Origin of the sequence: Vibrio sp. 1562, from assembly GCF_033340155.1 — a bacterium.
Taxonomy (GTDB): Bacteria; Pseudomonadota; Gammaproteobacteria; order Enterobacterales; family Vibrionaceae; genus Vibrio; species Vibrio alginolyticus.
Map to the genome: position 1 here is coordinate 159624 of NZ_JAWOVY010000006.1, position 25095 is coordinate 184718.

At 44.8% G+C, this 25095-nt stretch carries 27 protein-coding genes; 17 read left to right on the forward strand and 10 right to left on the reverse strand.

Translation table 11 applies throughout. From position 1 onward, the window contains the following. Positions 1-134 precede the first annotated feature (134 nt). On the forward strand, positions 135-1244 hold the full coding sequence (locus R7Z49_RS08805) for a 1-acyl-sn-glycerol-3-phosphate acyltransferase (protein ID WP_005385027.1): 1110 nt from the start codon (positions 135-137) through the stop codon (positions 1242-1244). Positions 1245-1318: 74 nt separating this feature from the next. Here the strand turns inward: R7Z49_RS08805 and R7Z49_RS08810 are convergent, their stop codons facing one another. After that, positions 1319-1918, reverse strand: coding sequence for a hypothetical protein (locus tag R7Z49_RS08810; protein WP_017821237.1), 600 nt, complete (start codon positions 1916-1918; stop codon positions 1319-1321). Positions 1919-2237: 319 nt separating this feature from the next. Between R7Z49_RS08810 and R7Z49_RS08815 the strand changes: the two genes are divergently transcribed. Continuing rightward, on the forward strand, positions 2238-2510 hold the full coding sequence (locus R7Z49_RS08815) for a YnjH family protein (RefSeq protein WP_005375306.1): 273 nt from the start codon (positions 2238-2240) through the stop codon (positions 2508-2510). Positions 2511-2598: 88 nt separating this feature from the next. On the opposite strand, the gene R7Z49_RS08820 is transcribed toward R7Z49_RS08815, so the two are convergent. Next, the gene (locus R7Z49_RS08820) at positions 2599-2898 is read right to left on the reverse strand and encodes a YfcZ/YiiS family protein (protein WP_005375307.1); all 300 of its coding nucleotides are present in this window, start codon (positions 2896-2898) and stop codon (positions 2599-2601) included. 607 nt (positions 2899-3505) lie between these two features. On the opposite strand from R7Z49_RS08820, the gene R7Z49_RS08825 reads away from it, so the two are divergent. Beyond that, on the forward strand, positions 3506-3967 hold the full coding sequence (locus R7Z49_RS08825; RefSeq protein WP_005385033.1) for a TetR/AcrR family transcriptional regulator: 462 nt from the start codon (positions 3506-3508) through the stop codon (positions 3965-3967). A gap of 112 nt (positions 3968-4079) precedes the next feature. Here R7Z49_RS08825 and R7Z49_RS08830 read toward each other — a convergent pair whose 3' ends face one another. Genes R7Z49_RS08830 through R7Z49_RS08855 form a run of 6 tightly spaced genes read right to left on the reverse strand, consistent with a single transcriptional unit; the run spans position 4080 to position 8661 of the window. Beyond that, on the reverse strand, positions 4080-4862 hold the full coding sequence (locus R7Z49_RS08830) for a heme ABC transporter ATP-binding protein (protein WP_005385036.1): 783 nt from the start codon (positions 4860-4862) through the stop codon (positions 4080-4082). After that, positions 4862-5899 carry a FecCD family ABC transporter permease gene (locus R7Z49_RS08835; protein ID WP_005375318.1) on the reverse strand — a complete coding sequence of 346 codons (1038 nt, stop codon included), beginning with the start codon at positions 5897-5899 and terminating at the stop codon, positions 4862-4864. The genes R7Z49_RS08830 and R7Z49_RS08835 overlap by 1 nt, the downstream gene beginning before the upstream one ends. Before the next feature lie 9 nt (positions 5900-5908). Further along, on the reverse strand, positions 5909-6778 hold the full coding sequence (locus R7Z49_RS08840; protein ID WP_005375320.1) for a hemin ABC transporter substrate-binding protein: 870 nt from the start codon (positions 6776-6778) through the stop codon (positions 5909-5911). A 28-nt stretch (positions 6779-6806) separates the two neighbouring features. Then, on the reverse strand, positions 6807-7220 hold the full coding sequence (locus R7Z49_RS08845; protein WP_005375322.1) for an ExbD/TolR family protein: 414 nt from the start codon (positions 7218-7220) through the stop codon (positions 6807-6809). Continuing rightward, positions 7217-7915, reverse strand: a complete 699-nt coding sequence (locus R7Z49_RS08850; RefSeq protein ID WP_005385044.1) for a MotA/TolQ/ExbB proton channel family protein — start codon at positions 7913-7915, stop codon at positions 7217-7219. Before R7Z49_RS08850 ends, R7Z49_RS08845 begins: the two co-directional genes overlap by 4 nt. Beyond that, complete coding sequence (locus R7Z49_RS08855) at positions 7915-8661, reverse strand: energy transducer TonB (protein WP_064354554.1); 747 nt, start codon at positions 8659-8661, stop codon at positions 7915-7917. The genes R7Z49_RS08850 and R7Z49_RS08855 overlap by 1 nt, the downstream gene beginning before the upstream one ends. 160 nt (positions 8662-8821) lie before the next feature. Between R7Z49_RS08855 and hutW the strand changes: the two genes are divergently transcribed. The 4 genes from hutW to R7Z49_RS08875 all read left to right on the forward strand — a co-directional run bounded on the left by hutW (position 8822) and on the right by R7Z49_RS08875 (position 11949). Further along, the gene (gene hutW / locus R7Z49_RS08860; RefSeq protein WP_318111563.1) at positions 8822-10192 is read left to right on the forward strand and encodes a heme anaerobic degradation radical SAM methyltransferase ChuW/HutW; all 1371 of its coding nucleotides are present in this window, start codon (positions 8822-8824) and stop codon (positions 10190-10192) included. A gap of 32 nt (positions 10193-10224) precedes the next feature. Then, positions 10225-10728: a heme utilization cystosolic carrier protein HutX gene (gene hutX, locus R7Z49_RS08865; protein WP_005385051.1), complete on the forward strand. Its 504-nt coding sequence runs from the start codon at positions 10225-10227 to the stop codon at positions 10726-10728. Between the two features lie 56 nt (positions 10729-10784). After that, complete coding sequence (gene hutZ / locus R7Z49_RS08870) at positions 10785-11315, forward strand: heme utilization protein HutZ (protein ID WP_005375331.1); 531 nt, start codon at positions 10785-10787, stop codon at positions 11313-11315. A gap of 97 nt (positions 11316-11412) precedes the next feature. Continuing rightward, positions 11413-11949: an ATP:cob(I)alamin adenosyltransferase gene (locus R7Z49_RS08875; protein ID WP_005375333.1), complete on the forward strand. Its 537-nt coding sequence runs from the start codon at positions 11413-11415 to the stop codon at positions 11947-11949. Positions 11950-12029: 80 nt separating this feature from the next. Here R7Z49_RS08875 and R7Z49_RS08880 read toward each other — a convergent pair whose 3' ends face one another. Continuing rightward, positions 12030-12944, reverse strand: coding sequence for a chemotaxis protein (locus tag R7Z49_RS08880; RefSeq protein ID WP_005385059.1), 915 nt, complete (start codon positions 12942-12944; stop codon positions 12030-12032). A gap of 214 nt (positions 12945-13158) precedes the next feature. On the opposite strand from R7Z49_RS08880, the gene ppiC reads away from it, so the two are divergent. The 6 genes from ppiC to R7Z49_RS08910 all read left to right on the forward strand — a co-directional run bounded on the left by ppiC (position 13159) and on the right by R7Z49_RS08910 (position 20214). Then, positions 13159-13500 carry a peptidylprolyl isomerase PpiC gene (ppiC, locus tag R7Z49_RS08885; RefSeq protein WP_080276970.1) on the forward strand — a complete coding sequence of 114 codons (342 nt, stop codon included), beginning with the start codon at positions 13159-13161 and terminating at the stop codon, positions 13498-13500. A gap of 343 nt (positions 13501-13843) precedes the next feature. After that, complete coding sequence (locus R7Z49_RS08890) at positions 13844-15148, forward strand: MATE family efflux transporter (protein ID WP_318111564.1); 1305 nt, start codon at positions 13844-13846, stop codon at positions 15146-15148. Between the two features lie 172 nt (positions 15149-15320). Continuing rightward, positions 15321-16082 (forward strand): ATP-binding cassette domain-containing protein, encoded by a 762-nt coding sequence (locus tag R7Z49_RS08895; RefSeq protein ID WP_079401269.1) that lies wholly within the window; start codon positions 15321-15323, stop codon positions 16080-16082. A 20-nt stretch (positions 16083-16102) separates the two neighbouring features. Continuing rightward, positions 16103-16951 carry an ABC transporter ATP-binding protein gene (locus tag R7Z49_RS08900; protein ID WP_262638771.1) on the forward strand — a complete coding sequence of 283 codons (849 nt, stop codon included), beginning with the start codon at positions 16103-16105 and terminating at the stop codon, positions 16949-16951. After that, a complete protein-coding gene (locus tag R7Z49_RS08905) occupies positions 16941-18455 on the forward strand; it encodes an ABC transporter substrate-binding protein (protein WP_151515389.1) in 1515 nt (504 codons plus the stop codon). The genes R7Z49_RS08900 and R7Z49_RS08905 overlap by 11 nt, the downstream gene beginning before the upstream one ends. 4 nt (positions 18456-18459) lie before the next feature. Continuing rightward, positions 18460-20214, forward strand: coding sequence for an ABC transporter permease subunit (locus tag R7Z49_RS08910; protein ID WP_395228970.1), 1755 nt, complete (start codon positions 18460-18462; stop codon positions 20212-20214). Between the two features lie 178 nt (positions 20215-20392). Here the strand turns inward: R7Z49_RS08910 and R7Z49_RS08915 are convergent, their stop codons facing one another. Further along, the gene (locus tag R7Z49_RS08915; protein WP_005375354.1) at positions 20393-21151 is read right to left on the reverse strand and encodes a DeoR/GlpR family DNA-binding transcription regulator; all 759 of its coding nucleotides are present in this window, start codon (positions 21149-21151) and stop codon (positions 20393-20395) included. 274 nt (positions 21152-21425) lie between these two features. Here R7Z49_RS08915 and ltnD point away from each other — a divergent pair, with 274 nt between their 5' ends. The 4 genes from ltnD to otnI are packed head-to-tail and all read left to right on the forward strand — an operon-like array spanning position 21426 to position 25051. After that, complete coding sequence (ltnD, locus tag R7Z49_RS08920) at positions 21426-22334, forward strand: L-threonate dehydrogenase (RefSeq protein ID WP_047101722.1); 909 nt, start codon at positions 21426-21428, stop codon at positions 22332-22334. 25 nt (positions 22335-22359) lie between these two features. Beyond that, a complete protein-coding gene (gene otnK, locus R7Z49_RS08925) occupies positions 22360-23616 on the forward strand; it encodes a 3-oxo-tetronate kinase (RefSeq protein ID WP_262665757.1) in 1257 nt (418 codons plus the stop codon). Positions 23617-23627: 11 nt separating this feature from the next. Then, positions 23628-24275, forward strand: a complete 648-nt coding sequence (locus tag R7Z49_RS08930; protein ID WP_005385078.1) for an aldolase — start codon at positions 23628-23630, stop codon at positions 24273-24275. Continuing rightward, positions 24275-25051, forward strand: coding sequence for a 2-oxo-tetronate isomerase (gene otnI / locus R7Z49_RS08935; RefSeq protein WP_047101720.1), 777 nt, complete (start codon positions 24275-24277; stop codon positions 25049-25051). Before R7Z49_RS08930 ends, otnI begins: the two co-directional genes overlap by 1 nt. The last annotated feature ends 44 nt before the right edge of the window (positions 25052-25095 follow it).

Here is a 25095-nt window from a genome sequence, read left to right on the forward strand (position 1 = left end):
CGGCTGAGAGAATTTTTTAGCATGATAAATGGTGGCTTAACTGGTATGACCATGTTAAAAGTATGGGTTGAAATGCTGCTTGTCAGCAAAACTATGCGTAAAATGTGCCAGCTTTTTTTGATATGTAATGAACAATGACAGCCAATACCGATCCTTATATTGAAATTCGTCCTTACAACGACGAAGAAATTCCAGCAGCGCTGGATCGTCTAATCCAAGATGATGAATTTATCACTGCTATCCTAGAACATCGCTTTGCTAATAAAGCAGCATGGTTCAAAACGCTAATGAGCCCGATCCTGCGCATCTACCTGAAAGCCAAGTGGAGCAAGCTTGATTCTGTCGAAGCAATTCAGATTGAAGTGAAGAAGTATCTGAAAGATACATTGAATAAGACAACGGATGGCGTCACTTTTTCTGGTTTGGATAAGCTGGATAAAAACACGTCATACCTATTCGTTTCTAACCACCGTGATATTGCGATGGACCCTGCGCTCGTAAATTATGGCTTGTACCAAAGTGGGCACCGTACAGTTCGTATAGCGATTGGCGATAACCTGCTGAAGAAGCCATGTGCGACAGAATTGATGCGACTCAATAAGAGCTTCATCGTTAAGCGCTCTGCTAAAGCGCCTAGAGAAATGATGAAAGCATTGGGACAACTGTCAAGCTATATCAAACATTCGCTTGATACTGGCAATTCAATTTGGATTGCCCAAAAGGAAGGCCGTGCTAAAGATGGAAACGACTTTACTGATCCTGCGATTTTAAAAATGTTCCATGTTGAAGGTCGTAAACAAAAGATCAGCTTTGGTGAGTACACGCGTTCTCTGAAAATCGTTCCTGTCTCGATTGCCTATGAAAATGATCCATGTGACATTGCCAAAGCAAAAGAGCTGTACGAAAAAGCAGAAAATGGCCGCTATGAAAAAGGCGAATTTGAAGATATTGAAAGCATCATTCAAGGTATCGTTGGCTATAAAGGCCGTGTACATGTTGCGTTTGGTGATGTGATTGAGCAAGAGTTTGAAACGCCGGAATCTCTTGCTGGTGAAATCGACCGCCAAATTCACAACAACTACAAGTTGTACCCAATCAACTTGTTAGCTGCTGGGCATGAAGATTCGAGCATCATTACGGAAGCGGTTAAGCGTCATCTCGCGGATAAGTTGGATCAGCTACCTGAAGGCGCAAGACCTTATTTGGTGGCGAGCTATGCCAATCCTGTGAATAACCAAGAGTAACTTTCGTCACTGAACTCTGTTGATTCAGAATGCCTTAAAGCCTCGGTCTGCCGGGGCTTTTGTTTATCTGCTCTTTAAGGTGCGACGGCGCCACCAAGGGTTAAATTGCTAGGCCATTTGGTGATCCTGTTACCACCTAAATAGATATTCCCTTTCACCGTCATTGTGTCTGGAAATACTTTCAGCGCTGATCCTCCAATATAAAGATTACCATCAACCACCAATCCTTCAGGAAGTTCAGAAATGGGAGTGCGAATAACACTTAGATCACCTTTTACTCGAAGTTTAGCTGGAAGCGCTTTTAACGGTGTATCTGTCAGATTTAGGTAACCGCCTAGTTTGATGCCTTTAGGCCAGTTTTCGATCTTACTACCTAGTAGGTTTGCATAGCCTTTTATCTTTGTTCCTGAGCGAATAACTTTGAGTGCGCTGTTAGTTGCTTCCAGACTGCCTTCAACATCAAGCCCTTTAGGCAAGGTTTTGATAGGGGTTTGTGAGATGTTTAAGTTGCCCTTTACCACTAGGCCAGAGGGTAGTTGGGTGTAAGGCTTGTTTCTAAGATCAAGATTGCCGTAATTATCGATGTGACCAAACTTAGAATAGTAATCTAGCTCATATGCCAAAGGAGACGAGCAGAGCAGGATTGAAGTAAGGCATAGGGAAACAAAACGCATAGTCAAAGAGTTAGTTAAATACCGAGATCAACAGGTGCTTATCTTATACTTAAATAAACCTATTATGCATTTTTTGCTCACAGTTTTTGATTCATAACTTAAATATTCAAATTAGAGATACACGTTAAAAGTGTGCGCTTCTTTACTGAGCTAAGTAACTTCAAGCTTACTAAAATGAGATAAATTAAATGATTGAATGTGAAGCAGACCCAAGTGTAGAGGTGAGAAAAATATCAGTAGATATTTGAATAATATGAGATTCTTCCAAGAACTTCACAAGGGTCCTTGTTAGTATTATTGAGGTTTGAGGGAGATTTTCATGAAGTTAAAAAGTGTATCTATTTTTACCGCTGGTGTTTTTGCAGTACTGCTGTCGGGTTCCGTTTTTGCTAAATCATACAGTACACCAGAAAACAAAGCGCTAATAGTTGCTGACGGTAAGGTAGGTCAGCGTATCTGTTACTACGATGATAAAGCCTACACCACAGGGGCCGTGATTAATGTTGAAGGCGTATTACTGATGTGTACCGCTGAGAACGATTTTGAAACCAATGGCTCGTTAAAGTGGGTCGTGTTCAAAAAAGATAAATAAACGCGCCGAAGTTGTCTGTTTCATTTAGAGCGGTTTAAGATTAAGAGATTGGAAAAATAAAAAGCGAGCATCATGCTCGCTTTTTTCATTAACGCGCGAGTGAGCGAGTTTTTAATTCAAAGATAAGTTTTTCAGCACTTACTTCAAATTTGAATCGAGCCGTCGCTTGGTTCGATTCTTCGGTTATTTCTGAAACATTGTATTCAACATCAGCACATACTGATTTAGCGAGCTCGATGTATTTTTGTAGTTCAGACTCTAGCTCTGTTTTTGTCTGTGCGAAAACCGTTACGTCGGCAACTTCGTCACCTTCTTTGATGATAAAGCCTATCTCGCCAGCACAGCCGCAGGCCTCACATACTTGGTTTTTTTCTAATTCGACACTCATAACGAATCCTCTTGTAAATACTAAGGGTATTCTATCAGGTATTTGATCTGTATCTACAAAAATGACGACTTTTGCGTAAAAAAGGAACAGAGTAGGCACTTGTTAAGTAAGGGTTAAAGATTGGATTACTAAATCATCAAGAACGTTAATGTGATATATATCAACATTTAAAATCAATTAACGAACATAGTGACGAGATTTTGCTCAGTCCAGTTGAACTAATGGTTAATTTATAAGACTATTTCTTGATTGATTATTTTTAATAATTATCATTCTTGGTCTTTGAATAGTTTCGATGAATAATTGGCGCAAGGTTTTGATGAGACTAACTTTTCGCCTTATTTTGAGTAGCATGTATTGACAAAAACATAACTGAAAATTACACATTACGCAGTGTAAAGACGTTATGGTTTGGAACTCGACATGATATTAAATAGTCGCAATACATATACCCAAAGCGCTTTCAAGTGCAGTGCTTAGCAACCTGATTTCTAGGTTTTCGCTAATCGAACCGCATCGGCGAGCCGGGTATAATGCTAAGAATGATTTCATTCTGGCCTCATTTAATAGTGAGTTAGATGGATTTACAAAGAGAAGAGCTTAAAATATGCCAAAGCGTAGTAAAGAAGATACCGAAATCACTATCCAAAAGATCATGGATGCCGTTATTGATCAGCTACTCAGATTAGGTTACGACAAAATGTCGTACACGACGCTAAGCCAGCAGACAGGTATATCGCGTACCGGTATTAGCCATCACTTCCCTAAGAAAACGGACTTCACCGCCGCACTGGATGGCCGTATCTTTAAAATGTTTATTGAACACTTAGAGTTTGATAAAGGATTAAATGCATTTTCACAAAGTTGGATTAAAGCGCTGGAAGATGCTGAGTTTCTCGCGATTTTACGACTGCTATTCCATCACATTGTCACCGCTGAAAATGCGCAAGAATTTGCTGCTAATGGTATTGACCGCTTATACAAAATGGTTGAAAGCCAGTTTGGTGCGGGTGGTGACAAAGAGCTTGAGTGGTTGATTGGTCGATCATTGATCCAAATGAGCAAGTAATAGCCTTTAAAGCCCCAAATTCTGCCACTATCAAAGCAAAGGCCCGCAATTCTCATATTGCGGGCCTTTGTCGTATCAAAGTGTTTTAGAGACGGCTTAGAGGAGATACGCTTTATGCTGCGGCATGCACTTGAGGGAAGTCTAGCGTCGGATGTTTTGTCACAATAGATCGATAGCCATAAACTTGCTCAATGCGCTCTGACGTTAGTGCATTCCATGGCGTGTCATCACAAACTAGTTTCCCGTTATGCAAGAGTACAAGGCGGTCTGCGTACTGAGAGGCTAGATTCAAGTCATGTAACACCACAACCACCGCAGCGTTCTGTGCTTTTGCCGTTTCACGAGCAATTTTTAACGTGTTGTGTTGATGGGCGAGATCCAACGCTGAGGTAGGTTCATCAAGCATTAAGATTCGTTTTTCGCCAGATTGATGTAGTTGTGTCATCACTCGTGCTAGATGCAGTCGTTGCTTTTCTCCACCAGATAAAGACGGGTACAGGCTTTCTGCTAAATGCAATACGTCGGTTTGTTCCATGTAATGTAAAGCCAGTTTAGTGGTTTCTTTATTGGACAGTGATAGCGGTATTGCCCCCAGCTCTACTACTTCTCTGGCTAGAAATGGGAAGGTTAAGGTGCTGTGCTGCGGGAGCATTGCAATATGTTTGGCGCTTTTTTCAGGCTCCCAATCATGCTTTTGTTTACCGAAGTAGGTGATGTGATGATTCGAAGAGATCTCACCGCATAGAAGCTTGAGTAAAGTACTTTTACCTGCGCCATTGGGGCCGAGTAGGGCGGTCACTTCACCAGCTCGGATATCAATGTTGATGTCATCGAGCACCACACGGTTGCCATATGTCATCGAAATGTTTTTCCCCGATAAAACGATCTGGTTCATTACAAAATCTTCCCTTTTTGCTGGAACAATAAGTAGATGAAAAAGGGCGCGCCAATCAATGCGGTCACGATTCCAACTGGTAATTCAGCTGGTGCCACGGCAACACGAGCAAACATATCTGCGGCAGTAAGAAGCAGTGCTCCCATTAAGGCAGATATTGGTAATAGCGTTCGATGGTCAGGCCCAGCGAGCATGCGCCCTAAGTGAGGAATCACGAGCCCAATAAAGCCAATTGCACCACTGATGCTCACCGTAATACCAACACCCAGTGCAGAAAGTAAAATAAGCTGACGTTTGAGTTTTTGAACCGGAACTCCTAAATGTCTTGCTTCTGATTCCCCTAACAACAGAGCATTCAGCGCCATCGACTTCTTCTGAAACCAGAGCAATAGGATGACGAGTGTTACAGCAGATAGAGCAATCCCTGACCAATTTGCACCAGCTAATGAGCCCATCGACCAAAGCGTCAAGTCTCGCAGCATCTGATCATCTGCGATAAAGTTCATGTAACCAATCGCAGCACCCGAGAGCGCGCTGATGGCAACGCCGGCTAACAACATAATTGTAACTGAGGTACCAAACTTACTTGTGCCGAGTTTATAAACGAGAATAGTCGTTAGTGCACCGCCAAGGAAAGCAAAAAGAGGCAGAGCCGCTAAGTTCATTAGTTGCGGATAGTTTTGGCTAAATTCAGCAAATACAACAATAGCGAATGCACCACCAAGAGCAGCGCCAGCAGACACACCAATGATACCAGGCTCGGCTAATGGGTTACGGAACAAGCCCTGCATAACCACACCACAAATTGCCAAAATGGCGCCGATGAACATACACAAAATGGTACGAGGCAATCGGATTTCGTTAATGACCAACTGAATGTGAGGAGCGAGATCAGAACTGCCTCCCGTTAGGCTACGCAAACTGTCAGCAAAGCTAATGTTCATTGGGCCAACGGTAATAGAGGCGATAGCAATAAATGCTAAAAATCCACTAAGCACTGATAACGTCGTTGAAAGGGGGATGCGTCTTAACAACATGTCATGTCTCTATGGGTAAAGCAGTGCATTCAAGCGTTTAGCTTCTGCAAGACTTTTAAGGCCCAAACCACCTACCAGAGCATGGCCATCAATCGTTATGATGTCTTTGTTCTTTCCAGCGGGTGTTGCAGCAAGAAGCGGCATTGCTTTTAAAATTGCATCGGCACCACCCAACGTTTCATAGCTGCGACCACTAACAAGAATCACGTCAGGCTGCATCTCTACCATCGCTTCTGTGGATAGAGGCTTGTAAGACGAGAGTTGTGTAGCGGCTGGGTTTTGTCCGCCGGCGAGTTGAATAATTGCATCGGGTGTCGTTTGTGAGCCCGCAACATTTGCAGGTCGCCCTTCATGGATCAGCAGAAAGAGCACTTTCTTTTTCTTCGCTTGATCAGGTTGGTTTGCATTGAGTGCTTGTACTTGCGCCTGGACATCTTGCTTTAAGCTTTCAGCTTGAGCTTTGCGATCCATAAGGTTCGCAATTTGATCAATACGTTGATAAAGGCCCTCGACATTTGCATCAGTATTAACGATTTCTACATCTACGCCAGCCGATTTCAATTGGCTCAATGTTGTTTTCGGCCCCATCTCATCAGAACCAATGACTTTTGTCGGACGTAAGGCGAGCAACCCCTCCGCTGAAAGACGACGATGGTAGCCCACTTTAGGCAGTTCCATTCCTTTTGGTAATTGACTGGTGACGTCGATAGCAACCAAGCTATCTTTAGCGTCGAGTTCAAGCAAGAGTTCAGTGACGGCGCTGCCTGCGCTAACAACGCGCTCTGAGGATGGCGTTTCATTGGCAAAAAGTTGACTACTCGCAAGTAGGGAAATAGCTGCCGTGACAACAGCATGAATAGTGATGCGTGTGTTCTTCATTTTGAAAGGATCTCTATCTTACTTATTTTTATGATGGCTCTTCAGTGAGTAACTGAGTAGCTTGAATTCCGTTTTCTTGTAAAAAGCCGAGAAGTTGTACTAGCGACTGAATATTCGCGGTTTTTTCTGCTCCAATTACAATTGGTTTATCGCTTGATTTACTCTCTTCTAACAGCGCGAGGGTAAAGTTGTCCCAATCGATGTATGTCTTGCCGTTAATAGCCCAGTAAGGCTCGTCTTTAAGAATATTTACCGTGATGGATTGCTTATCGACATCTGCAACAGCCTGAGATTCTGTGCTCGGTAAATTGACGTCTAATGAATCGAGTTTGACCGCTGCGGTTAACATCAGGAAAACCATGACGATAAAAATAATGTCTAACAGCGGTGTTAAATCGGGGGTTAAACCGTTACGACTATTTTCTTGTGGTGTTTTAATCATTGAGTTGCAGCCTCAATCTTCTCAGAAGAGCGAAGTGTTACTTTTGAGTGGTCTGGCGAGACATGCTGTAACGAGATACCTTCAAGCCATAAGTTGACGTAGTTTAAAGTGTGCTCAAGCTTGGCGATTACACGATCCGCCCACAAACCAATGATCTGCGCTCCTGAAATGGCAGGAAGTGCGATAATGAGACCCGCGGCAGTGGTGCGCATAGCAAGACCTAGGCCGTCAGCCAAATCATTCGGAGTGATATTCCCCGTTGAAACCGCGATGCCTTTAAACATGTCAATTAAGCCAAGTACCGTACCAAGCAAGCCAATTAAAGGGCTGATGACGCCAATCAGCGTCAGCAAACGAAGACCGGAATGCAACTGATGGCGTTTTTCTTGCAGCCAAATACCTGCGGCATCTTCTCTTAAAGATTTCGAAAACGAATGATGAGCAAGCAACATCGCAACACCACGGTACAGAAGCGGCCGCTTATTCGACAACTCTTCAGCAAGTGCTTCAAGTTCGCTCCCATTTGTTGGGTCTAATCCTGTGAGCTTTTGGCGAATGGCTCGCTTTCCTACACCAAGGCTAATTAACACATGGAATAATCGCTCGGCGATGATCATCACGGTTAGAGCTGAGCAAATGATCAAAGGCCATGTCATCAGCCCAAATTGAGTTTGTAATTCTTGTAGTTGTTCCATTATCCATCCAACTTAAAACGAACAGGTACTTGTACTCGGTGAGCGACTTTTAGCCCACCTGAAATATGTGGTGTAAATTGCCACTGTTTGATCGCACGAAGTGCTGAGGCATCTAGCGACTCTGTGCCGGAAGACTCAATCAAAACCTGTTTAATCTGGTTACCATTCTCATCTAGCCATATCTCATACAAGGCTACACCTTCAATACCGCGTCTTTGTGCAGACCTTGGGTAACGGGGTTGTGTTGGTTGACTCACAAACGTTGGTTTGTCTACCAAGACAGGCTGAGACGTTGCACCTTTGGATTGGCTCGCAGGTGCGGATTGTTGAGCTACCGTCTCTTTCTTCACTGGTTCCGTTTTTTTCTTTGGTTTCGCTTCGGGCTGAACCTTTTGCTTTGTTACGGTTTTGGTGGGCTCGACCGCTTTAGGTTTAGATTGTTTAACCGGTTCAGGTTTTTTCTCTACTACCTTCTTCTTAACAGCGTCTTTCTTGACGACCTGTTTTTTTACAATCTTCTTTTCTGGTTCAGGTTGGTCTTGAGGCTGCTGCTCTTTTGGTGGTGCTACATTTTCTGGTGTAGATTTTTCGACAGCTGGAGGAGCAGACACAAGATTTAGACTTACCGAACTTGCTGGGTTTCCAGCCGGCATCGCGAACACCTTTGTCTCTTGAGAAACAAAAAGAAGTGCGGCATGGATGGCAAGGGAAGCACCTCCTGCAATGACATATCTTTGTACGTTCACGGAATATCTCGGGAAACTATGAAAACTTGGGCAGATTATTACTTACAATGGAAATAAGATCAATTATCAATTGCATTATCATTACGCTCAAATTATGATTCTTGCAGAATTTTTAAGATCAGCTTCCATCCCTTACATGATGGGAGTTAAGCGAGTATATATGAGCGTCGATATCGATAAGCTTGATGAATCAGTGTTGGGCAGTGATAGTCCTGATCCATTGCGATTTGCTTTTGTTAAGAAGCATTCTGCACATGCCGGGGGAGCGAGCGTACCTGTGCCCTCGTCTCAACAACAGGCGATTTTTTCGAGTATTACGGCTAACTCAATTAAAGCGACCAATAAGCGCTGTCTTTATATTCATGTTCCGTTTTGTCGCGTTCGTTGCACTTTTTGTAACTTCTTTCAAAATGCTGCAAGTCGCACACTGGTTGATGAGTACTTTGAAGCATTAATGCAGGAGCTTAGAGAGAAAGCGGCATTACCTTGGACACAAAATGGTATTTTTCACGCCGTATATATCGGGGGCGGAACGCCAACGGATTTATCTCCAGTACAGGTTCGTGTGTTAGGCCAGGCTATCCGAGACCACTTTCCTTTGGCTGCAGACTGCGAAATCACTTTAGAAGGTCGCATCAATCGTTTTTCTGATGAGTTGTATCAAGGCGCTTTAGAGGGTGGGTTTAATCGTTTCTCTTTTGGTGTGCAAAGTTTTAATACACAAGTGCGCCGCAGCGCAAAACGTTTAGATGATAGGGAAGATGTCCTCAAACGAGTGAGCGAGATCGCCAAAGAAGACAAAATTCCGGTCATTATCGATTTACTCTATGGCTTACCTTATCAAACCAAAGAAGTGTTAGAGCAAGATTTAAATGATTTCCTCTCGACTGGTGCACACGGACTGGATTTGTATCAGTTAGTGGTTGGTGGGTCCGCTCCCATGCTCAACCTCGTAGAAAAGGGAAAAATCCCGCCACCTGCGACCACACCAGAAAAAGCGGGAATGTATGAGCTCGGTGTGAACTTTATGGCCAAACACCATATGAAGCAACTGAGCGTGAACCATTGGGCAATCGATAACCGCGAGCGTAGTTTATACAATAGTTTAGCCAAGACTTATGCAGAGGTATTGCCAATTGGCTGTGGTGCTGGAGGTAATATCGGTGGCTACGGGATGATGCAACACCGCACACTAGAGACCTATATTAAAGCGGTCAAAGAAGGTCAAAGCACCATCGCGATGATGATGAAACAAAGCCCTCTAGAACCACTTTTTTCTGCACTCAAATCTGCGTTTGACCGTGGCATTGTTCAAGCAAATCAACTTCCATCATTTATGGGAGAGGACGCGTTCGGGTTTTTATTTCCTCTATTTAAAGTGTGGCAAGCGAAAGGCTTAGTACAGCTACATGAACGTAGCGCAGTCCTTACTCTTGCAGGCAGCTTCTGGGCAGTGTCATTGGCTCAAAGTTGTATTCAGGTACTCACATCAGAGATGAACGAAACCGTACCGAAAGCATCCAATAATTAATGAAAACAAATTGAACAAAAACGGAAGACACAATGGAATCAATCAAGCAACAAGTTGAAGTATTACTAGAGCAAGAACCACAATTATTGCCAGCTGCGATGGCAGAGCGTCTTGGCATTTCCGAGTTTGAGGTTGTTGCGGCTCTACCTCAGGAAATGGTGGCTATTGCACCAGGAGAGCAAGCGCAAAGCATCTTAGAAAGTTTGGTTGGTTTTGGCCCGGTGACGACCATCGTCCACTCTTTTGGTTCTATCTTTGAAGTTAAAGCGCCGTTTCCAAAAGGAAAAGTGGCGCGTGGCTATTACAATTTAATGGGTAGAGAAGGTGAACTGCACGGCCACCTTAAATTAGATAACGTTAAAAATGTCGCATTAGTAAGTAAACCGTTTATGGGTAGAGAGAGTCACTATTTTGGTTTTTTCTCAGAGTGCGGAAGCAATATTTTCAAGGTTTATTTAGGCCGTAACGAAAAGCGCGAGTTGATTGAAGAGCAAGTAACCGCATTTCGCGCCCTACAAGCCGAATTAAAAAAGTAATCACAAACATAATCGAGGCTTAACTCGAATACTAATTAGTAAAGTCAGGTATCAATATGGATCAACAAGTTAAACAAGAGCGTTTGCAAGGTCGTTTAGGGCCAGAGATCAAAGAGTTTCGTCAGGAGCGCCGTACACTTCAGCTTGCAACTGTCGATGCAGAAGGTCGCCCGAATGTAAGCTACGCGCCTTATGTCCAAAACCAGGAAGGTTATTTCGTTCTCATTTCTAAAATCGCTCGTCATGCCCGTAACCTTTTAGAAAATCCAAATGTTTCATTGATGATGATCGAAGATGAAGAGTCTTCAAAGCAGCTGTTTGCTCGTAAGCGCTTAACTTTTGATGCGGTAGCAAATGTAGTTGAGCGAGACACAGAGATGTGGCAACAAGTTGTTGGACAAATGAAAGAGCGTTTTGGTGAGATTATTGATGGTCTAAGCCAGCTAGAGGATTTCGTTTTGTTCAACTTAAAGCCAGAATCGGGGCTATTTGTTAAAGGTTTTGGTCAGGCGTATCAAGTGTCTGGTGATGATTTAGTCGATTTTGTTCACCTTCAAGAAGGTCACAAGAAAGTCGAAAGTGCCTGATTGTAAACCGATCATATGAATGTCGATCATTTGGCATAATGAACGTTTAAAGGGAGTTAGGTTATACTGACTCCCTTTTTTATATTGGAACAAAAGCATGAAACCTGTAAGTAAGGAATTGAGCGAGATTTGCTATCCGTTTATTTACGAGGACAGTCCGGTTTGTGACTTTGAAATTACAGCAGATGAACTTTGTAGTCGTATTGGCCTTGTTCTCGCTATGGAGTTGGACGAGTTTAGCCGCGATATACTGACAAGAATGCAGCCTAATGTTTATCATCTAAATGGTTCGGTTCGCGGGAAATTAGCGATTACAGAGACGGAAGTTGAAGAGTTAAAGGCCGATTATGCTTTGCTCAAGCAACGTATTGATGGCGGCTTCAAAGGCTTTGTTCTACCCGGAGGGCACCCGGCAGCCAGTCAATTGCATTTGTGCCGTTGCCAAGCTAAAAAAACGGTACGAGCATTAGTTGCCGTTGAACATACAGGTAAGAAGCAGCCCGCACCTATTTTGTTTCGTTACGCGAACTTATTAGCGAATGTACTTTACAGCCTAGCTTCTTATATTAATCATGCTCACCAAGTCAAAGAGACGGAATTCGTTTCTCGTAGTTACGCGATGCCAAAGAAGTGAGCTGAGAAATTAGCGGATGTGAGCATCAGGGATAGGACAAGCACTGCATTATATTCTCAAATCAACTCGTCCAATAAGAGTTAAGAAGTCATAGCTTTGGCTTCTAGCTCTTTTGCTCCGCGAAGCATCGCTTCGATTAGTTCTCCTGCATTGAATTTCTCAAGTGCCTCATGCGCGCCAACTTGGTGAGCTCTGTCTACACAGATTTCGCTCGATAACGATGTATGTAAAATGCGGTATGAATGGTTCAGAGAGGAATTATTCTGAACTTCAAATGCTAACTCATAACCGTCTAATCCGGGCATTTCAATATCGCTGACCAGAATATCAATTGGGCGATGAGCCGCAGCGTCACTTTTCATCAGTTCCAATGCATCTAAACCATTTTTACAGATTTGATACCCAATATTGATGCTATCGAGTGCGTCACACAGCTGTTTACGAGCGATGGAAGAGTCATCCACCAATAGAATACTGAGTGCTTTTAGGCGTTCTCGCTCAATATCTGTCAGCATTGGTATCTTTGAATTCTCGTACTGCGGATAAATTTTGGAAAGTAGCAGTTCCACATCCAGCATTTGAACAGTTTTGTCCTCGTAGCGAGTAATTCCAGTCACGAAAATATTTTTTCCAGCGCTCGGAGGTGGCGTTTCAATAGCTTTCCAATCGCACTCAATGATCTTCTCTATACTACGAACCATAAAAGCAACCACGGTTCGCAAGCAATCTGTCACGATCAAGTAGCAGCTTTTATATTCTTCTTCACTTATAGGACGAAAGCCAACAGCCGCTGACATATCGATCACTGGTACTGTTAAGTTCCGTATCGTAACGGTTCCAATGACGTGATGATGCGAGTAAGGGATCTTTGTCGTTGGCATGTACGGGACGATTTCACGGACTTTTAGCGTACCGATAGCGAAACTCTGTTGCAGGGTGAGCTTAAACATCAACATGCCCTGAGACTGATTCGCTTTGCTAACGACTTTTGCCATGAAAATAACCTTATAAATACCACCGAATTGTGTCTAATCTAATCTTATCAGACGAAGGCTTCAACCATTGGAGAGACAAATGTGAGCTTTTTAGACAATCTTTTAGAGAATAGTGATTAACTGAGCAAAACTTGTTTGTATTTTAAACTCATTATGTAGACGATTTTATATTCCTCGTGTATTTGGGCCTTTACCGCTGAGCTATTATTAAGAAATGTTTGGTCTGTTAAAAAGGATTGGGTACACTTGCGCGACCAGAATAGTGAGAGATAGATCAATGGCAAATACAGCAGCCGCATTACATATTCTTGTGAAGCACAAAGAGCAAGCGGAAGACATAATCAAGCAACTGAAAAAAGGCGCAAAGTTTCAGACATTAGCGAAGAAGTATTCAACTTGCCCGTCAGGCAAACGCGGTGGTGACCTTGGTGAATTCCGCCGTGGTCAAATGGTACCTCAATTCGACAAAGTGTGCTTTTCTGGCGAAGTGTTAACGCCGCATCTAGTTAAAACCAAGTTCGGTTGGCATGTTGTAAAGGTGCTTTACAGAACATAAGGCTTGGTATCGACCTAAACATTGTCAGATGAAACCCACAAGCATTAAATATCATCTGTACGGTCTCTTTTCACCAATCACTACCGTTATGACATGGCAGATACATTCTGATCTGCCATGCTCCACCAAACGCCAATCTTTCCAAACTAGAAACTCATTTATATGCAGTTAACTTGGCTTTTCTCATAAGTCGTTATTCTATTTCAAGCTTTGATATGAGGATACGTTTGCCGGTTGTATCAATTATCAATGCTATTCCTTGCTGGCGAACTTTGGTTCATGTTCGGGCGCCATTCGCATATGATAGCGACCTTATAAAAATTAATCCTGTTCATAATTTAAGATGTCCCTGACTCATAAAGACTATTTTAAAATCGCATTTCCTTTCATCGTTTCTACTGTTACCCAACCATTATTGGGGGCGGTGGACACCGCGGTGATCGGTAAACTCGGTGTGGCTGAGATGATTGGTGGTGTAGCGATAGGCACCGTCATCATGAATACCTTGTATTGGCTGTTTGGCTTCTTCCGCGTCAGTACTACCGGGCAAAGTGCAATAGCATTAGGTAAAAATAGCCCAGAGGATCAAGCGAGCAGCTTATTCCGTCCTTTCGTGCTTTCGCTCTGCCTTGGCTTGATTTTCATTGCGTTGCAGTCCGTGATTTGGATGGGGGCAGCGCTGATTATCTCCCCTGATGCAGTCGTGGCAGAAAACGCGAAGATTTACTTCGATATCATGATCTTTGGTGCACCGTTTGTATTGCTGAACTACACCGTGATTGGTTGGTTGATGGGGCAGGCGAAAGCCAAAGAAACCTTGTTCACGCAAGTGTTTGGTAACGTGCTGAACATCGTGCTGGATATCGTCTTTGTGTTGTACTTCGATATGGGGATTGCTGGCGTTGCGGTAGCGACACTTATCGCGCAAATCTCGACGTTTGTTATTGGTGCGGTGCTGGTGTTGAAAACCTGCCGCTTCCCACTGTTTGATTACATTCAAACAGCGAAAATGACGCGTAAAGATCTCAAAGTCATTGCGTCTTCCAATATGGATCTGCTGCTTCGTACAGTATGTCTATTGGTGTTCTTCAACATGATGGCGCGTGTGGGCTCTCAGCTAGGCTCTGATGTGCTCGCTGCGAACGCAATCTTGATGCAAGTGACCTTCATCGTCAGCTACATGTTCGATGGTGTGGCGAATGCGTCGAGCGTCTTCGCAGGTAAAGCCGTAGGGCAGAAGAATCCGACATTGCTTGATAACGTGATTAAGCTAAACACGCAATGGACCGCGGCGTTCGTTGTTGTCTTGACCTTGCTGCTGGTGCTGTTCAAACATCAAGTGGTGTCGTTATTTACCACTTTGCCAAACCTTGTTGAGCTGTATCTAGACATGAGCCCTTGGTTATTGGCATTCCCGTTGGTTGCTGGTTTTGGTCTTACGTTTTACGGCATCTTTACCGGTACAGGGACGACGCGACCAGTGCGTAACTCTACCTTTCTAACCATGGTGTTGTTCTTAGTGACCCAATTTATTGCGGTGCAATATTGGGGCAATCACGGTTTGTGGCTGGCATTCACTTTGTTCTACGTTGGGCGTTTTGTCTTCTTGTTCCCATACCTCGGTCAAGTTAAACAAAAGTGTCTTTAATTCACACTGTCACAAACGACCTAATTTAGATGTTCTTATAACAAGGGTGGAGCCATCTGCCCTTGCTGATAAATCTGAAAAAGGTGATGAAATAACCTTTCCGACTGGTTTCCTTGCTTTAACCCGCATGATATTATTTGTGATGTTATATTATTACATTTAGTTTGATGCCGTGATTTCTCAACCAATACTCTCCGTTAATAATCTCAGCCTTACAGACTCAGAACGCACACTCTTCAAAGACATTTCTTTTGAGCTGTTTCAAGGTGAAGTTCTTGCCATTATGGGACCTTCCGGCATTGGTAAATCCATGTTGTCGAAAGCCGTCGCAGGTTTTTTGCCGTCAGATATTTGGGTAGACGGAAGTATCCAGCTTAACAGCAGTGAAGTCGCACAAACTGCCATGCTGCAACGGAGTCAATCCCAGCGTCCCGCGGTCATTTTCCAAGATGCACTTAAAGCGCTGAATCCATTGGCGTCTGTCGAGCAACAACTGTGTTTGGCATTGACGGGCAACAAAACACGCTTGTCTTCAGCAAACCGAGAAACGGTGACGACCTTGTTGTCTCAACTCGGATTTGCAGATCCAAAAGCAGCATTGGCGCAGCATCCAAGCCAGCTATCTGGTGGTCAGCGCCAGCGTATTTGTATTGCGATCGCGTTGCTTGGTAGTGCCAACTTGATCATCGCGGATGAGCCCACCAGTGCGCTCGATCCAATCACCGAAGCGGAGATCCTTGAGTTGTTCCGCAGCAGTGTTCAGCAACGCAACATCAGTGGTTTGTTGATCACGCACGATCTATCTGCGGCTTTGGCGTGTGACAAAGTTTTGGTGATTGCGGACAACACCATGGTGGCTTATGGCGCACCATGGCAAGCCATTCAGCAAAGTTCGCATCCTTTCTGCCAACAACTTGCGCAACTGCTGCCTTAACCTCATCTCTGGAGCCTATTTTGACTAAGCACAACTTGAGCGGGCACACGCAGCCTAAATCGGCGGAAGTTCGCTTTGAGCAAGCCAGTGTTCACTATTACTCCAAACCAAGTTGGTTAGGGGGCAAACCGTTTAAAGCGCTCGAACAATTGGATCTTGACATCGACACAAAGAACATTGCGATTGTTGGTCCTTCTGGCGCGGGTAAATCGACTTTGATTGAGCTTCTGTTCGGTCTTCGTAAACCCACATCTGGTGAAGTGTATGTGTGTGGCTATCCGCTATCGCGTAGCTCGGCTAAGCAGCGACAAGAGTTGTGTCAGCACATTCAATTGATTCCGCAAGAGCCGCAGTCTAGCTTGAATCCGTACTACACCGTTCGCCAGATCTTACTGGAGCCGTTAAGCAATATTGGCTTAACGCAAGAGCTTAACGAGAAGGTGGAGAAGGTCTTAGCGGATGTCGGTTTGGATCTCGCATTGTTGGATCGTAACCCTCAGCAGTTATCGGTTGGGCAAGCGCAACGTGTGGCTATCGCCAGAGCTTTAATTGTTGAGCCTTGTGTGTTGGTTGCCGATGAGCCAACCAGCAGCCTAGATCCCGTCAGTCGTAAACAGATTCTCGACTTGTTGGCAGGCATTCAAAAGAGCCGTCAGATGCGCCTGATTTTGGTGACACATGACCTCGATGCGGCACAAACCCTATGCGATGAAATCCTAGTGTTAGACAAAGGACGCGTTGTCGAGCACGGCACAGCACAGAACGTGACAAATAACCCATCACACTTGATCACGAGAGCCTTGATGAGCGCTCAACACAAAAGTAATGAATTCACAAAAACCATTGGAGAGGTTTCTTATGCACCTTAGTACTCCCAAGTTAGCTTTGTCGCTGGCTTTAAGCGCACTGCTGACGGGTTGTTTTGACTCTGGCGAAAGCAAGCCAGAAGCGGAAAAAGCAGCTGCACCGCAAGCAACGGAAATTCGCGTTGCCATGATGCAACCACCACGCACAGGTTTGTCACCACTTTCAGATGACGCGTTCAAACTATCACGTTGGAGCACGGCAGAAACGTTGGTAAACCTAAACGATCAGTCGGTAGCAGAGCCTATGCTGGCAACAGAGTGGGAACAAGTTGACCCGATGACGTGGCAATTTACGGTACGTAAGGGCGTGAAATTCCACGATGGTTCTGACCTTGATGCCAACGCGGTTGTGAACTCTCTACAAAAAGCATTAGATGCCGCACCAAAGCCACGCATTTTGGATGGTATCGAATGGCAAGTTCGCGCATTGGACGACTTCACTGTTGAAATCAAAACGACCTTTAACGATCCATTGTTGCCAAGCCGTCTATCTAGCCCACAGTTAGCGATCCTTTCGGGTGCTGCATATCAAGAAAACGGTCGTGTTGTGCCAATCAATGCGGGTACGGGTCCATTCGTTCTGACAGAAATCAACGGTACAACCAGCGCTAAATTGAAGCGTTTTGACGGTTACTGGGGCGAAAAAGCAAAAGTAGACAGTATCTTTGCTGAATACGTACCAAACGGTTTTGCTCGTGCTGCAGCACTACGTACCGGTGAGGCGGATGTCGTTGAAGCCGTTCCTGTTTCGCAAATCGCGATGATGGAATCTTCACAGCTGCACGAAGTCGCAATGCCACGTACCAACACGCTTTACCTAAACAACAAATCAGATGTGTTTAGCCAGTTCGGTTTGCGTAAAGCAGCGGCTCAAGCGGTTAACCGTGAGCAAATCATCAAAACGGTTTACGAGAACCACGCCGATTCAGCAAAAGGTTTGTTAGGTCCTGCATTGGCATGGGCTCAACCAATTCGTGATGCGAACCCTCGTATGGAAACCATGGAAATGCGCCTCGCGAACGGTGAGAAGATCACCATCGGTACATTTACCGACCGTGCTGAGTTGCCAGAAGTAGCGGTGCTGCTAAAGCAACAACTTGAAGCGGCTGGCTTTGTGGTTGAGCTAGACGTTCGTGAATACGCACAAATCGAAAACGATGCACTAGCAGGTAAGTTCGATGCGTTCTTGTTGTCACGTGCAACGGTGCTGGATTCTGGCGATCCAGTGGCGTACATGCAAAGTGACTTTAGCTGTAAAGGTTCTTACAACCTAGGTCAGTTCTGCTCTGAAGAAGTGGACGCAGCATTGAAACACGCTGATCGTCAACCTTTGGGTGAGAAACGCCAACAAGCGATCATCGAAGCAGAAAGCAAAATCCTTGAGCAATACGCTGTGATTCCACTGCTTCACGAGCGTGTAATCCAAGGTGAGAGTGATCGCGTGAAGAATGCACAACGTGACCCACGTGAGCGTCGCCTGATCGACCAGTTTACTGAGGTGAACTAACTCGATGTCGTCTGTTGCCAACATGCGCTCTCGTTGGAGCGCATGTATGCCTGAATGGTTTACGCGTTTTTTGTCGCGCTTCCTGTCACTCGGGGTAGTGGTTGTGCTGGTGGGTTTGATGCCGGATATTGCAGGTATCGACCCAAGCCAATCAATCCTCCGTGCCCGTGCGGGTGCTCAACAATTGCTGACGGCAGAAGCTCTGCAAGCAATTCGAGAAGATCTTCAACTTGACCGCAGCGCTGCTGAGCGACTGTGGGATTGGTTGACGCTTGCCATGCAAGGTGACTTGGGTGTCTCTTGGGTGAGCGGCGCATCCGTGATGGAGAGCGTTCAACAAACCGCAAAAACGTCGCTATTACTGATGCTTACAGCGCTAGGTATGGCATTTGTAATGTGCATGGCGAGTGTGCTTTACACTGTGCGTCGTTGGCAACAGAATCGCTTAGACAAACATCATGACACGCTCAGTTCGGTGTTGGTCTCATTGCCGGAATACGTGATTGCTTCATTGCTGATCATGGTATTTTCCATTTGGTTGGGTTGGTTCCCACCTTATGGTTGGCAAGGCATGCAAAACCTCTGGCTACCCAGTTTGGCAATGGCATTGCCTGCTGCTGGTTTGTTCGGGCGCTTGCTCAATGACAGCCTCAAGCGAGTATTAGATGAGCCTTGGGTGATCACTTGGCTATCGGCAAACGTCAGTAAGTTTCAAATCTTAAGCTTTGCCTTGTGGCGTGCCGTTAGTAACTTGATTCCTCAAATCGCAATGACGGTGATTGGTTTGACCGGCGGCGCGGTTGCTGTGGAACAAGTGTTTTCCATTCCGGGCATCGGACGACTAATCTTAGGTGCAGCGAAGTCACAAGATCTGCCGATGCTGCAAGGTGGCTTGTTGGTGTTACTGGTGTTCTCGATGTTGATCAGCAGTGCGAGTATTTTATTGCAACGCTGGTTACTCGGACACAGTGTCACAAGTGGCAAGCTGATCAGCAGTCACAGTACGTTCCGTTTTACCCAAAGCACTACCAAACGTATCGTCAGTGCCACAATCTTTGCCTTGCTGATTGGTTGTGCGGGATGGGCGTTAATGCGCGATCCTTACACTATCCAATTTACTCGCCTTGAATCGCCAAGCTTAGCAGCACCGTTTGGTGCCGATGCGGTTGGACGAGATCTGCTTGCTCGTGTTGGCGGCGGTATGATGTCGACAATCAAAATGGGCATCATCGCGACGTTCCTAAGTTTGGTGATTGGTTTGCTGCTCGGCTTCGTGACTCGTTATAGCCAAGGCTTAATTGAGATCACCAAAGGTGTTCCATACATTGTGGCGGGTCTGCTGATTGCAGGTCTAACGGGAATGAACCCAAACAGTGCCTTGATTGCGATTGTTATGGTGTCATGGGCACCATTAGCGGCGCACTGTGCGAGCTTGTTGATGGAAGCTAAAGCGCAGCCATATACGCATCTTGCGCCCATTTGGGGAACCAGTCAGTGGCGAGTACTCCGTTACTACTTGTTGCCTTATGTGCTGCCGCCATTGATTCGTCATGCGTTTCTGCGTTTGCCTTACATTACGCTTAGCCTGACGTCTCTGAGTTTTATCGGACTTGGCGTTAAGCCGCCCGAACCTGAGTGGGGCTTATTGATTGCTGAAAACTTGCCTTACATAGAGCGCTCACCATTGGGTGTCTTGCTGCCAATCTTAGGCTTAGTTTTGATGGCAATTGCGGTGAATTTGATTTTTGATGACAAGTGACGAGCAGCGATAAAGCGAAGTGAGCTTCCATATCCCAGATGTAATCAGTAATTTGGTAATTTAGAAAACAAAAGGATGTGTTTTCTGCCAGAAAGTACACAGCACGGTCTATGTATATTGGAAGCACCTATAAATTAACGAGTATAAAAGTTACGCGAACTCAGATATTTAGGTAGTGTTACTCTTTATACACACGTAATCCTTTATCCGTTAATTCTTGAGTGACCACTTCGGATAGGTTTCGATCGGTAATAATTCCGTCCAATTGCTCGATGTCTAATGCATGAAAGCTCGCTATCTGACCGTATTTAGTTGAGTCTGAGATCAGATAATTGGTTTGTGCCGCCTTGATGATTGCTTTTTTAACGAGAACTTTATTTTCATTAGGTGTTGATAAGCCTTTCAAGCTCCAAGATGAAGTCGAAATAAAGGCGATATCAATATTTAGCCCATTCAAGAACTCTGCGACTTTTCCTCCAATGGTGGATTGGTTCTCGCGGTCAATTTTTCCCCCAGTGTGGTAAAGCTCACATTCACTGTGCGTCATAAGGAAAGCAGCAATAGAGAAGTCATTGGTGATCACTAAAAGATCATTACGATTTGCTATTTGATGGGCGATTTCTAGAGAGGTTGTTCCCGCATCCAAGTAAATCGTAGCGTCTTGACCAATTAACGTAGCCGCCAGCTTACCAATTTGAATTTTTTCATCCGCTTGTTGCTCGACCTTCGCATCATGGGAAAGTTCGGAATGTAGAGCTTGAGCGAGTTGCACTCCACCAGAAACAGAAACGACTTTACCTGAGGATTCAAGCTTCACGATATCACGACGAATGGTCATATGTGATACGCCAAGGTGGTCGGTTAAATCTGAAATGCTTAACACTTCTTGATGTGATAACAGGGATAATATGGTTCTTTGACGTTCTGCTGGGATCATAGTTTCACTTCTATATTCTTGTTTTTCAGTATCCTACCAATCTTTTCATTTGTTGTGAATATCTGTGAATTATGTTCTCAACGTTGTAAGAACAGCCTTCGCTTGTGTTAACTGCTCGGAATATCTCTGCCCATAAAGAGGTATATATCACGACATTGTTAATTTGTGTGAAAAAATGTGATTCAAAGCGAGGTCTTAGTATTAATCTTCACATATAATCACATCAACCAAACAAGAATTAACAAAGTTTAATAGACCAGAAGGCATTGTTTTTATGAGTGAAGTTCAATCTGTAGGTGTTATCGGTTTAGGCTCTATGGGAATGGGCGCCGCAAAGTCATGTGTGCGTGCAGGCCTAGATGTCTATGGTTTCGATTTAAATTCTCAAGCGCTTGAAGAGTTAGGTTCATTTGGTGCAAAAGCAGTTTCTACAAATGCAGTTGAGTTTGCAGATAAGCTTGATTCGGTTCTAGTTCTTGTTGTGAACGCAGCTCAAGTTAACACGGTCTTGTTCAAGACCGGTCTTGCTAAAGCGCTTAATCCGAATACGCCAGTAATGGTTTCAGCAACCATCTCAGCAGAAGACGCAAAACAAATTGAAGCGAAATTGGCAGAACACAACCTTGTGATGCTTGATGCACCGGTATCTGGTGGTGCTGCAAAAGCAGAATCAGGTGAGATGACTATTATGGCGTCGGGAGCGCAAAGCACATTTGATGCACTTGAACCAGTACTCAACGCAACGGCAGCTAAAGTCTACAACATCGGTGAAGCGATTGGCCTAGGCGCAACTGTGAAGATTATCCACCAATTGCTAGCAGGTGTTCATATCGCAGCTGGTGCTGAAGCAATGGCATTAGCGGCACGAGCAAACATTCCTCTTGACCTGATGTACGACGTGGTGACGAATGCAGCGGGTAACTCTTGGATGTTTGAGAACCGCATGAAGCATGTAGTTGATGGTGATTACTCCCCTAAATCTATGGTCGACATCTTTGTGAAAGATTTAAACCTCGTATCGGACACAGCAAAAGATCTCAAATTTCCACTTCCTCTATCAAGCACAGCACTAAACATGTTTTTGAGTGCAAGCAATGCTGGTTTTGGCCAGGAGGACGACAGTGCCGTTATCAAGATTTTTGATGGTATTGAGCTTCCAGGTGTAGAAAACAAACAGAAATAAGCGCACGTAAAACGGAGAAAAAATGATGTTATTAGGCGTTATCGCAGACGACTTTACTGGCGCAACAGACATCGCAGGTTTTCTTGTAGAAAACGGCATGCGCTCAGTTCAGCTTAACGGTATTCCAAAAGAAGAGATTGATGTAAACGCAGATGCGGTCGTGATCAGTCTTAAATCTCGTTCCTGTCCTGTAGATGAGGCAATCGAGGATTCAGTAGCTGCGCTTAAGTGGCTGCAAGCAAATGGCTGTCAGCAGTTTTACTTCAAGTACTGCTCAACGTTTGACAGCACAGCAGAAGGTAACATTGGTCCTGTAACGGATGCACTGCTTGCAGAGCTAGGTGAAGCGTTCACCATTGTCTGCCCATCATTACCAGTGAATGGTCGCACAGTTTTCAACGGCCATCTATTTGTATTCCAAGACTTGCTAAGCGACTCAGGTATGCGTAATCACCCTGTGACACCAATGACTGATTCAAGCCTAGTTCGTATGATGGATGCTCAATCTCAAGGCAAATCTGGCCTGGTGAACTTCCAAATAATTGAACAAGGTCCAAAAGCGGTAATTGAGCGCTTTGAAGAGCTAAAAGTACAAGGCAACCGCTACGCAGTGGTTGATGCATTCAATGCAGAGCATCTTGTCACACTTGGCCAAGCGGCGAAGTCTCTAAAACTGGTAACTGGTGGTTCTGGTTTGGCTGCGGGTATTGCTAAGAACTGGATAGAGAGCCTTGAAGATCAAAGTGATGCGAAGCAAGAGGGGAACCCTAAAAAAGCACCAACCGTTGTGTTATCTGGATCTTGTTCTGTCATGACCAACCAACAGGTCGCTGTTTACAAAGAAAAAGCGCCACACTTTGCTATTGATGTGAAGGCGTGTCTGACGGAAGAAGACTACTCAAATCAAGTGTTTGATTGGGTCATGACCAACATCGAAAGCGAGTTCGCACCACTGGTTTACGCAACCGCAGATGCAGCGGCGTTAAAAGCGATTCAACAAGAGTTTGGCGCGCATGCTTCAAGCCACGCGGTTGAACAATTCTTTAGCCAACTTGCAATCAAACTTCAGCAGCACGGTGTGAAAAATTTCATCGTTGCGGGTGGGGAAACCTCAGGGGTTGTAACCCAAAGCCTAGCCGTAAAAGGTTTTCATATCGGTCCTCAAATCGCACCAGGTGTACCTTGGGTGAAGTCACTTGAAGGCGAGCTTTCTTTGGCTCTGAAATCGGGCAACTTCGGCGATGAACACTTCTTTGCCAAAGCACAGTCGTTTTTTGAATAGGTGAGGTTGTGATGAATAAAGAATTGATGACAGAACAACAACTGCGAGAGCAAATGGTCACTATGGCGCGCTCTATGTTTGAACGTGGCTATGCGACTGGCGGCGCTGGCAACCTTTCTCTAAAACTGCCTAATGGACACTTTCTGGCAACGCCAACTGGTTCTTCGTTCGGCCGCTTGATTGCTGAAGAGCTTTCGGTTGTGGATATTGATGGCAACCATATCTCTGGTGAAAAGCCATCAAAAGAAGTGGCTTTTCATCTGGCGATTTATCGAAATAACTCAAAGTGTAATGCGATTGTGCATCTGCATTCTACTTACTTGACGGCGCTTTCTTGTCTTGAAGGTCTAGATCGCGAGAATGCCATCAAAGCTTTTACACCTTACTTTGTAATGCGCATTGGCGAACTGCCAGTGATTCCGTACCTGCGCCCGGGCGACCCTCAGATTGCTGAAGAACTTGCGCAGCGGGCTAGTGACTACCGAGCTTTCCTCCTGGCGAACCATGGTCCAGTGATCACGGGTACGGACTTTGAAGATGCAGTGGATAACGCAGAAGAGCTAGAAGAGACAGCGAAGCTAGCGTTCATTCTTAAAGATAGCAACATCCGCTACTTAACGGATACTGAGATTCAAGACCTAAAAGGGAGAGGTAAGTAATGGCTAAATTCGCGGCAAATCTGACAATGTTATTCACAGAAGTTCCTTTTCTAGATCGTTTCGAAAAAGCACACCAAGCGGGCTTCAAAGCGGTGGAATACCTTTTTCCATACGCATTCGAAGCGCAAGAACTAGCAAGCAAGATACAGCAGTTTGGTTTTGAGCAAGCGTTATTCAACATGCCTCCAGGTGATTGGGATGCAGGTGAACGAGGTTTTGCAGCTATTCCGGGGCGTGAGGATGAATTTAAAACGAGCGTCGAGACTGCGCTGATGTACGCCAAGGCACTGAACTGTAAAAAGGTTCACGCTATGTCTGGCATTGTTGATTCACGCTTCACTCGTGATCAGCATATTGAAACCTTTATCTCAAACATTCGTTATGCAGCGGATAAGTTTGCCGAACAAGGTGTTGAGCTGATGATTGAGCCACTCAACAATCGCGATGTACCGAACTACTTTGTTGCACATCAACGTGAAGCGGTGGAACTCATCAAACAAGTGGCTCGTCCAAACGTGAAATTGCAGCTCGATCTCTATCACGCACAAATTATGGACGGTGATCTGAGTACGTTGATTCGCGATGTGGCGCCATACACAGGCCATATTCAAATTGCTTCTGTGCCTGAAAGGCACGAACCATCGGAAGGCGAACTGAATTACCCACACCTATTCAATGTTTTGGATGACTCTGGTTACCAAGGCTGGATCGGTTGTGAATACAACCCAAGGCATAGCACGCAGCTGGGCCTTAGTTGGGTTAAACCATACCTATAACAATTTTAATTTCTATCCATAAATAACTTGAAACCAATTACAAA

Bases quoted from the DNA above. Each gene is read 5' to 3' on its own strand.
- R7Z49_RS08805 (WP_005385027.1), top strand. From the start codon at position 135: ATGACAGCCAATACCGATCCTTATATTGAAATTCGTCCTTACAACGAC.
- R7Z49_RS08810 (WP_017821237.1), bottom strand. From the start codon at position 1,918: ATGCGTTTTGTTTCCCTATGCCTTACTTCAATCCTGCTCTGCTCGTCT.
- R7Z49_RS08815 (WP_005375306.1), top strand. From the start codon at position 2,238: ATGAAGTTAAAAAGTGTATCTATTTTTACCGCTGGTGTTTTTGCAGTA.
- R7Z49_RS08820 (WP_005375307.1), bottom strand. From the start codon at position 2,898: ATGAGTGTCGAATTAGAAAAAAACCAAGTATGTGAGGCCTGCGGCTGT.
- R7Z49_RS08825 (WP_005385033.1), top strand. From the start codon at position 3,506: ATGCCAAAGCGTAGTAAAGAAGATACCGAAATCACTATCCAAAAGATC.
- R7Z49_RS08830 (WP_005385036.1), bottom strand. From the start codon at position 4,862: ATGAACCAGATCGTTTTATCGGGGAAAAACATTTCGATGACATATGGC.
- R7Z49_RS08835 (WP_005375318.1), bottom strand. From the start codon at position 5,899: ATGTTGTTAAGACGCATCCCCCTTTCAACGACGTTATCAGTGCTTAGT.
- R7Z49_RS08840 (WP_005375320.1), bottom strand. From the start codon at position 6,778: ATGAAGAACACACGCATCACTATTCATGCTGTTGTCACGGCAGCTATT.
- R7Z49_RS08845 (WP_005375322.1), bottom strand. From the start codon at position 7,220: ATGATTAAAACACCACAAGAAAATAGTCGTAACGGTTTAACCCCCGAT.
- R7Z49_RS08850 (WP_005385044.1), bottom strand. From the start codon at position 7,915: ATGGAACAACTACAAGAATTACAAACTCAATTTGGGCTGATGACATGG.
- hutW (WP_318111563.1), top strand. From the start codon at position 8,822: ATGAGCGTCGATATCGATAAGCTTGATGAATCAGTGTTGGGCAGTGAT.
- hutX (WP_005385051.1), top strand. From the start codon at position 10,225: ATGGAATCAATCAAGCAACAAGTTGAAGTATTACTAGAGCAAGAACCA.
- hutZ (WP_005375331.1), top strand. From the start codon at position 10,785: ATGGATCAACAAGTTAAACAAGAGCGTTTGCAAGGTCGTTTAGGGCCA.
- R7Z49_RS08875 (WP_005375333.1), top strand. From the start codon at position 11,413: ATGAAACCTGTAAGTAAGGAATTGAGCGAGATTTGCTATCCGTTTATT.
- R7Z49_RS08880 (WP_005385059.1), bottom strand. From the start codon at position 12,944: ATGGCAAAAGTCGTTAGCAAAGCGAATCAGTCTCAGGGCATGTTGATG.
- ppiC (WP_080276970.1), top strand. From the start codon at position 13,159: ATGTTTGGTCTGTTAAAAAGGATTGGGTACACTTGCGCGACCAGAATA.
- R7Z49_RS08890 (WP_318111564.1), top strand. From the start codon at position 13,844: ATGTCCCTGACTCATAAAGACTATTTTAAAATCGCATTTCCTTTCATC.
- R7Z49_RS08905 (WP_151515389.1), top strand. From the start codon at position 16,941: ATGCACCTTAGTACTCCCAAGTTAGCTTTGTCGCTGGCTTTAAGCGCA.
- R7Z49_RS08910 (WP_395228970.1), top strand. From the start codon at position 18,460: ATGTCGTCTGTTGCCAACATGCGCTCTCGTTGGAGCGCATGTATGCCT.
- R7Z49_RS08915 (WP_005375354.1), bottom strand. From the start codon at position 21,151: ATGATCCCAGCAGAACGTCAAAGAACCATATTATCCCTGTTATCACAT.
- ltnD (WP_047101722.1), top strand. From the start codon at position 21,426: ATGAGTGAAGTTCAATCTGTAGGTGTTATCGGTTTAGGCTCTATGGGA.
- otnK (WP_262665757.1), top strand. From the start codon at position 22,360: ATGTTATTAGGCGTTATCGCAGACGACTTTACTGGCGCAACAGACATC.
- R7Z49_RS08930 (WP_005385078.1), top strand. From the start codon at position 23,628: ATGAATAAAGAATTGATGACAGAACAACAACTGCGAGAGCAAATGGTC.
- otnI (WP_047101720.1), top strand. From the start codon at position 24,275: ATGGCTAAATTCGCGGCAAATCTGACAATGTTATTCACAGAAGTTCCT.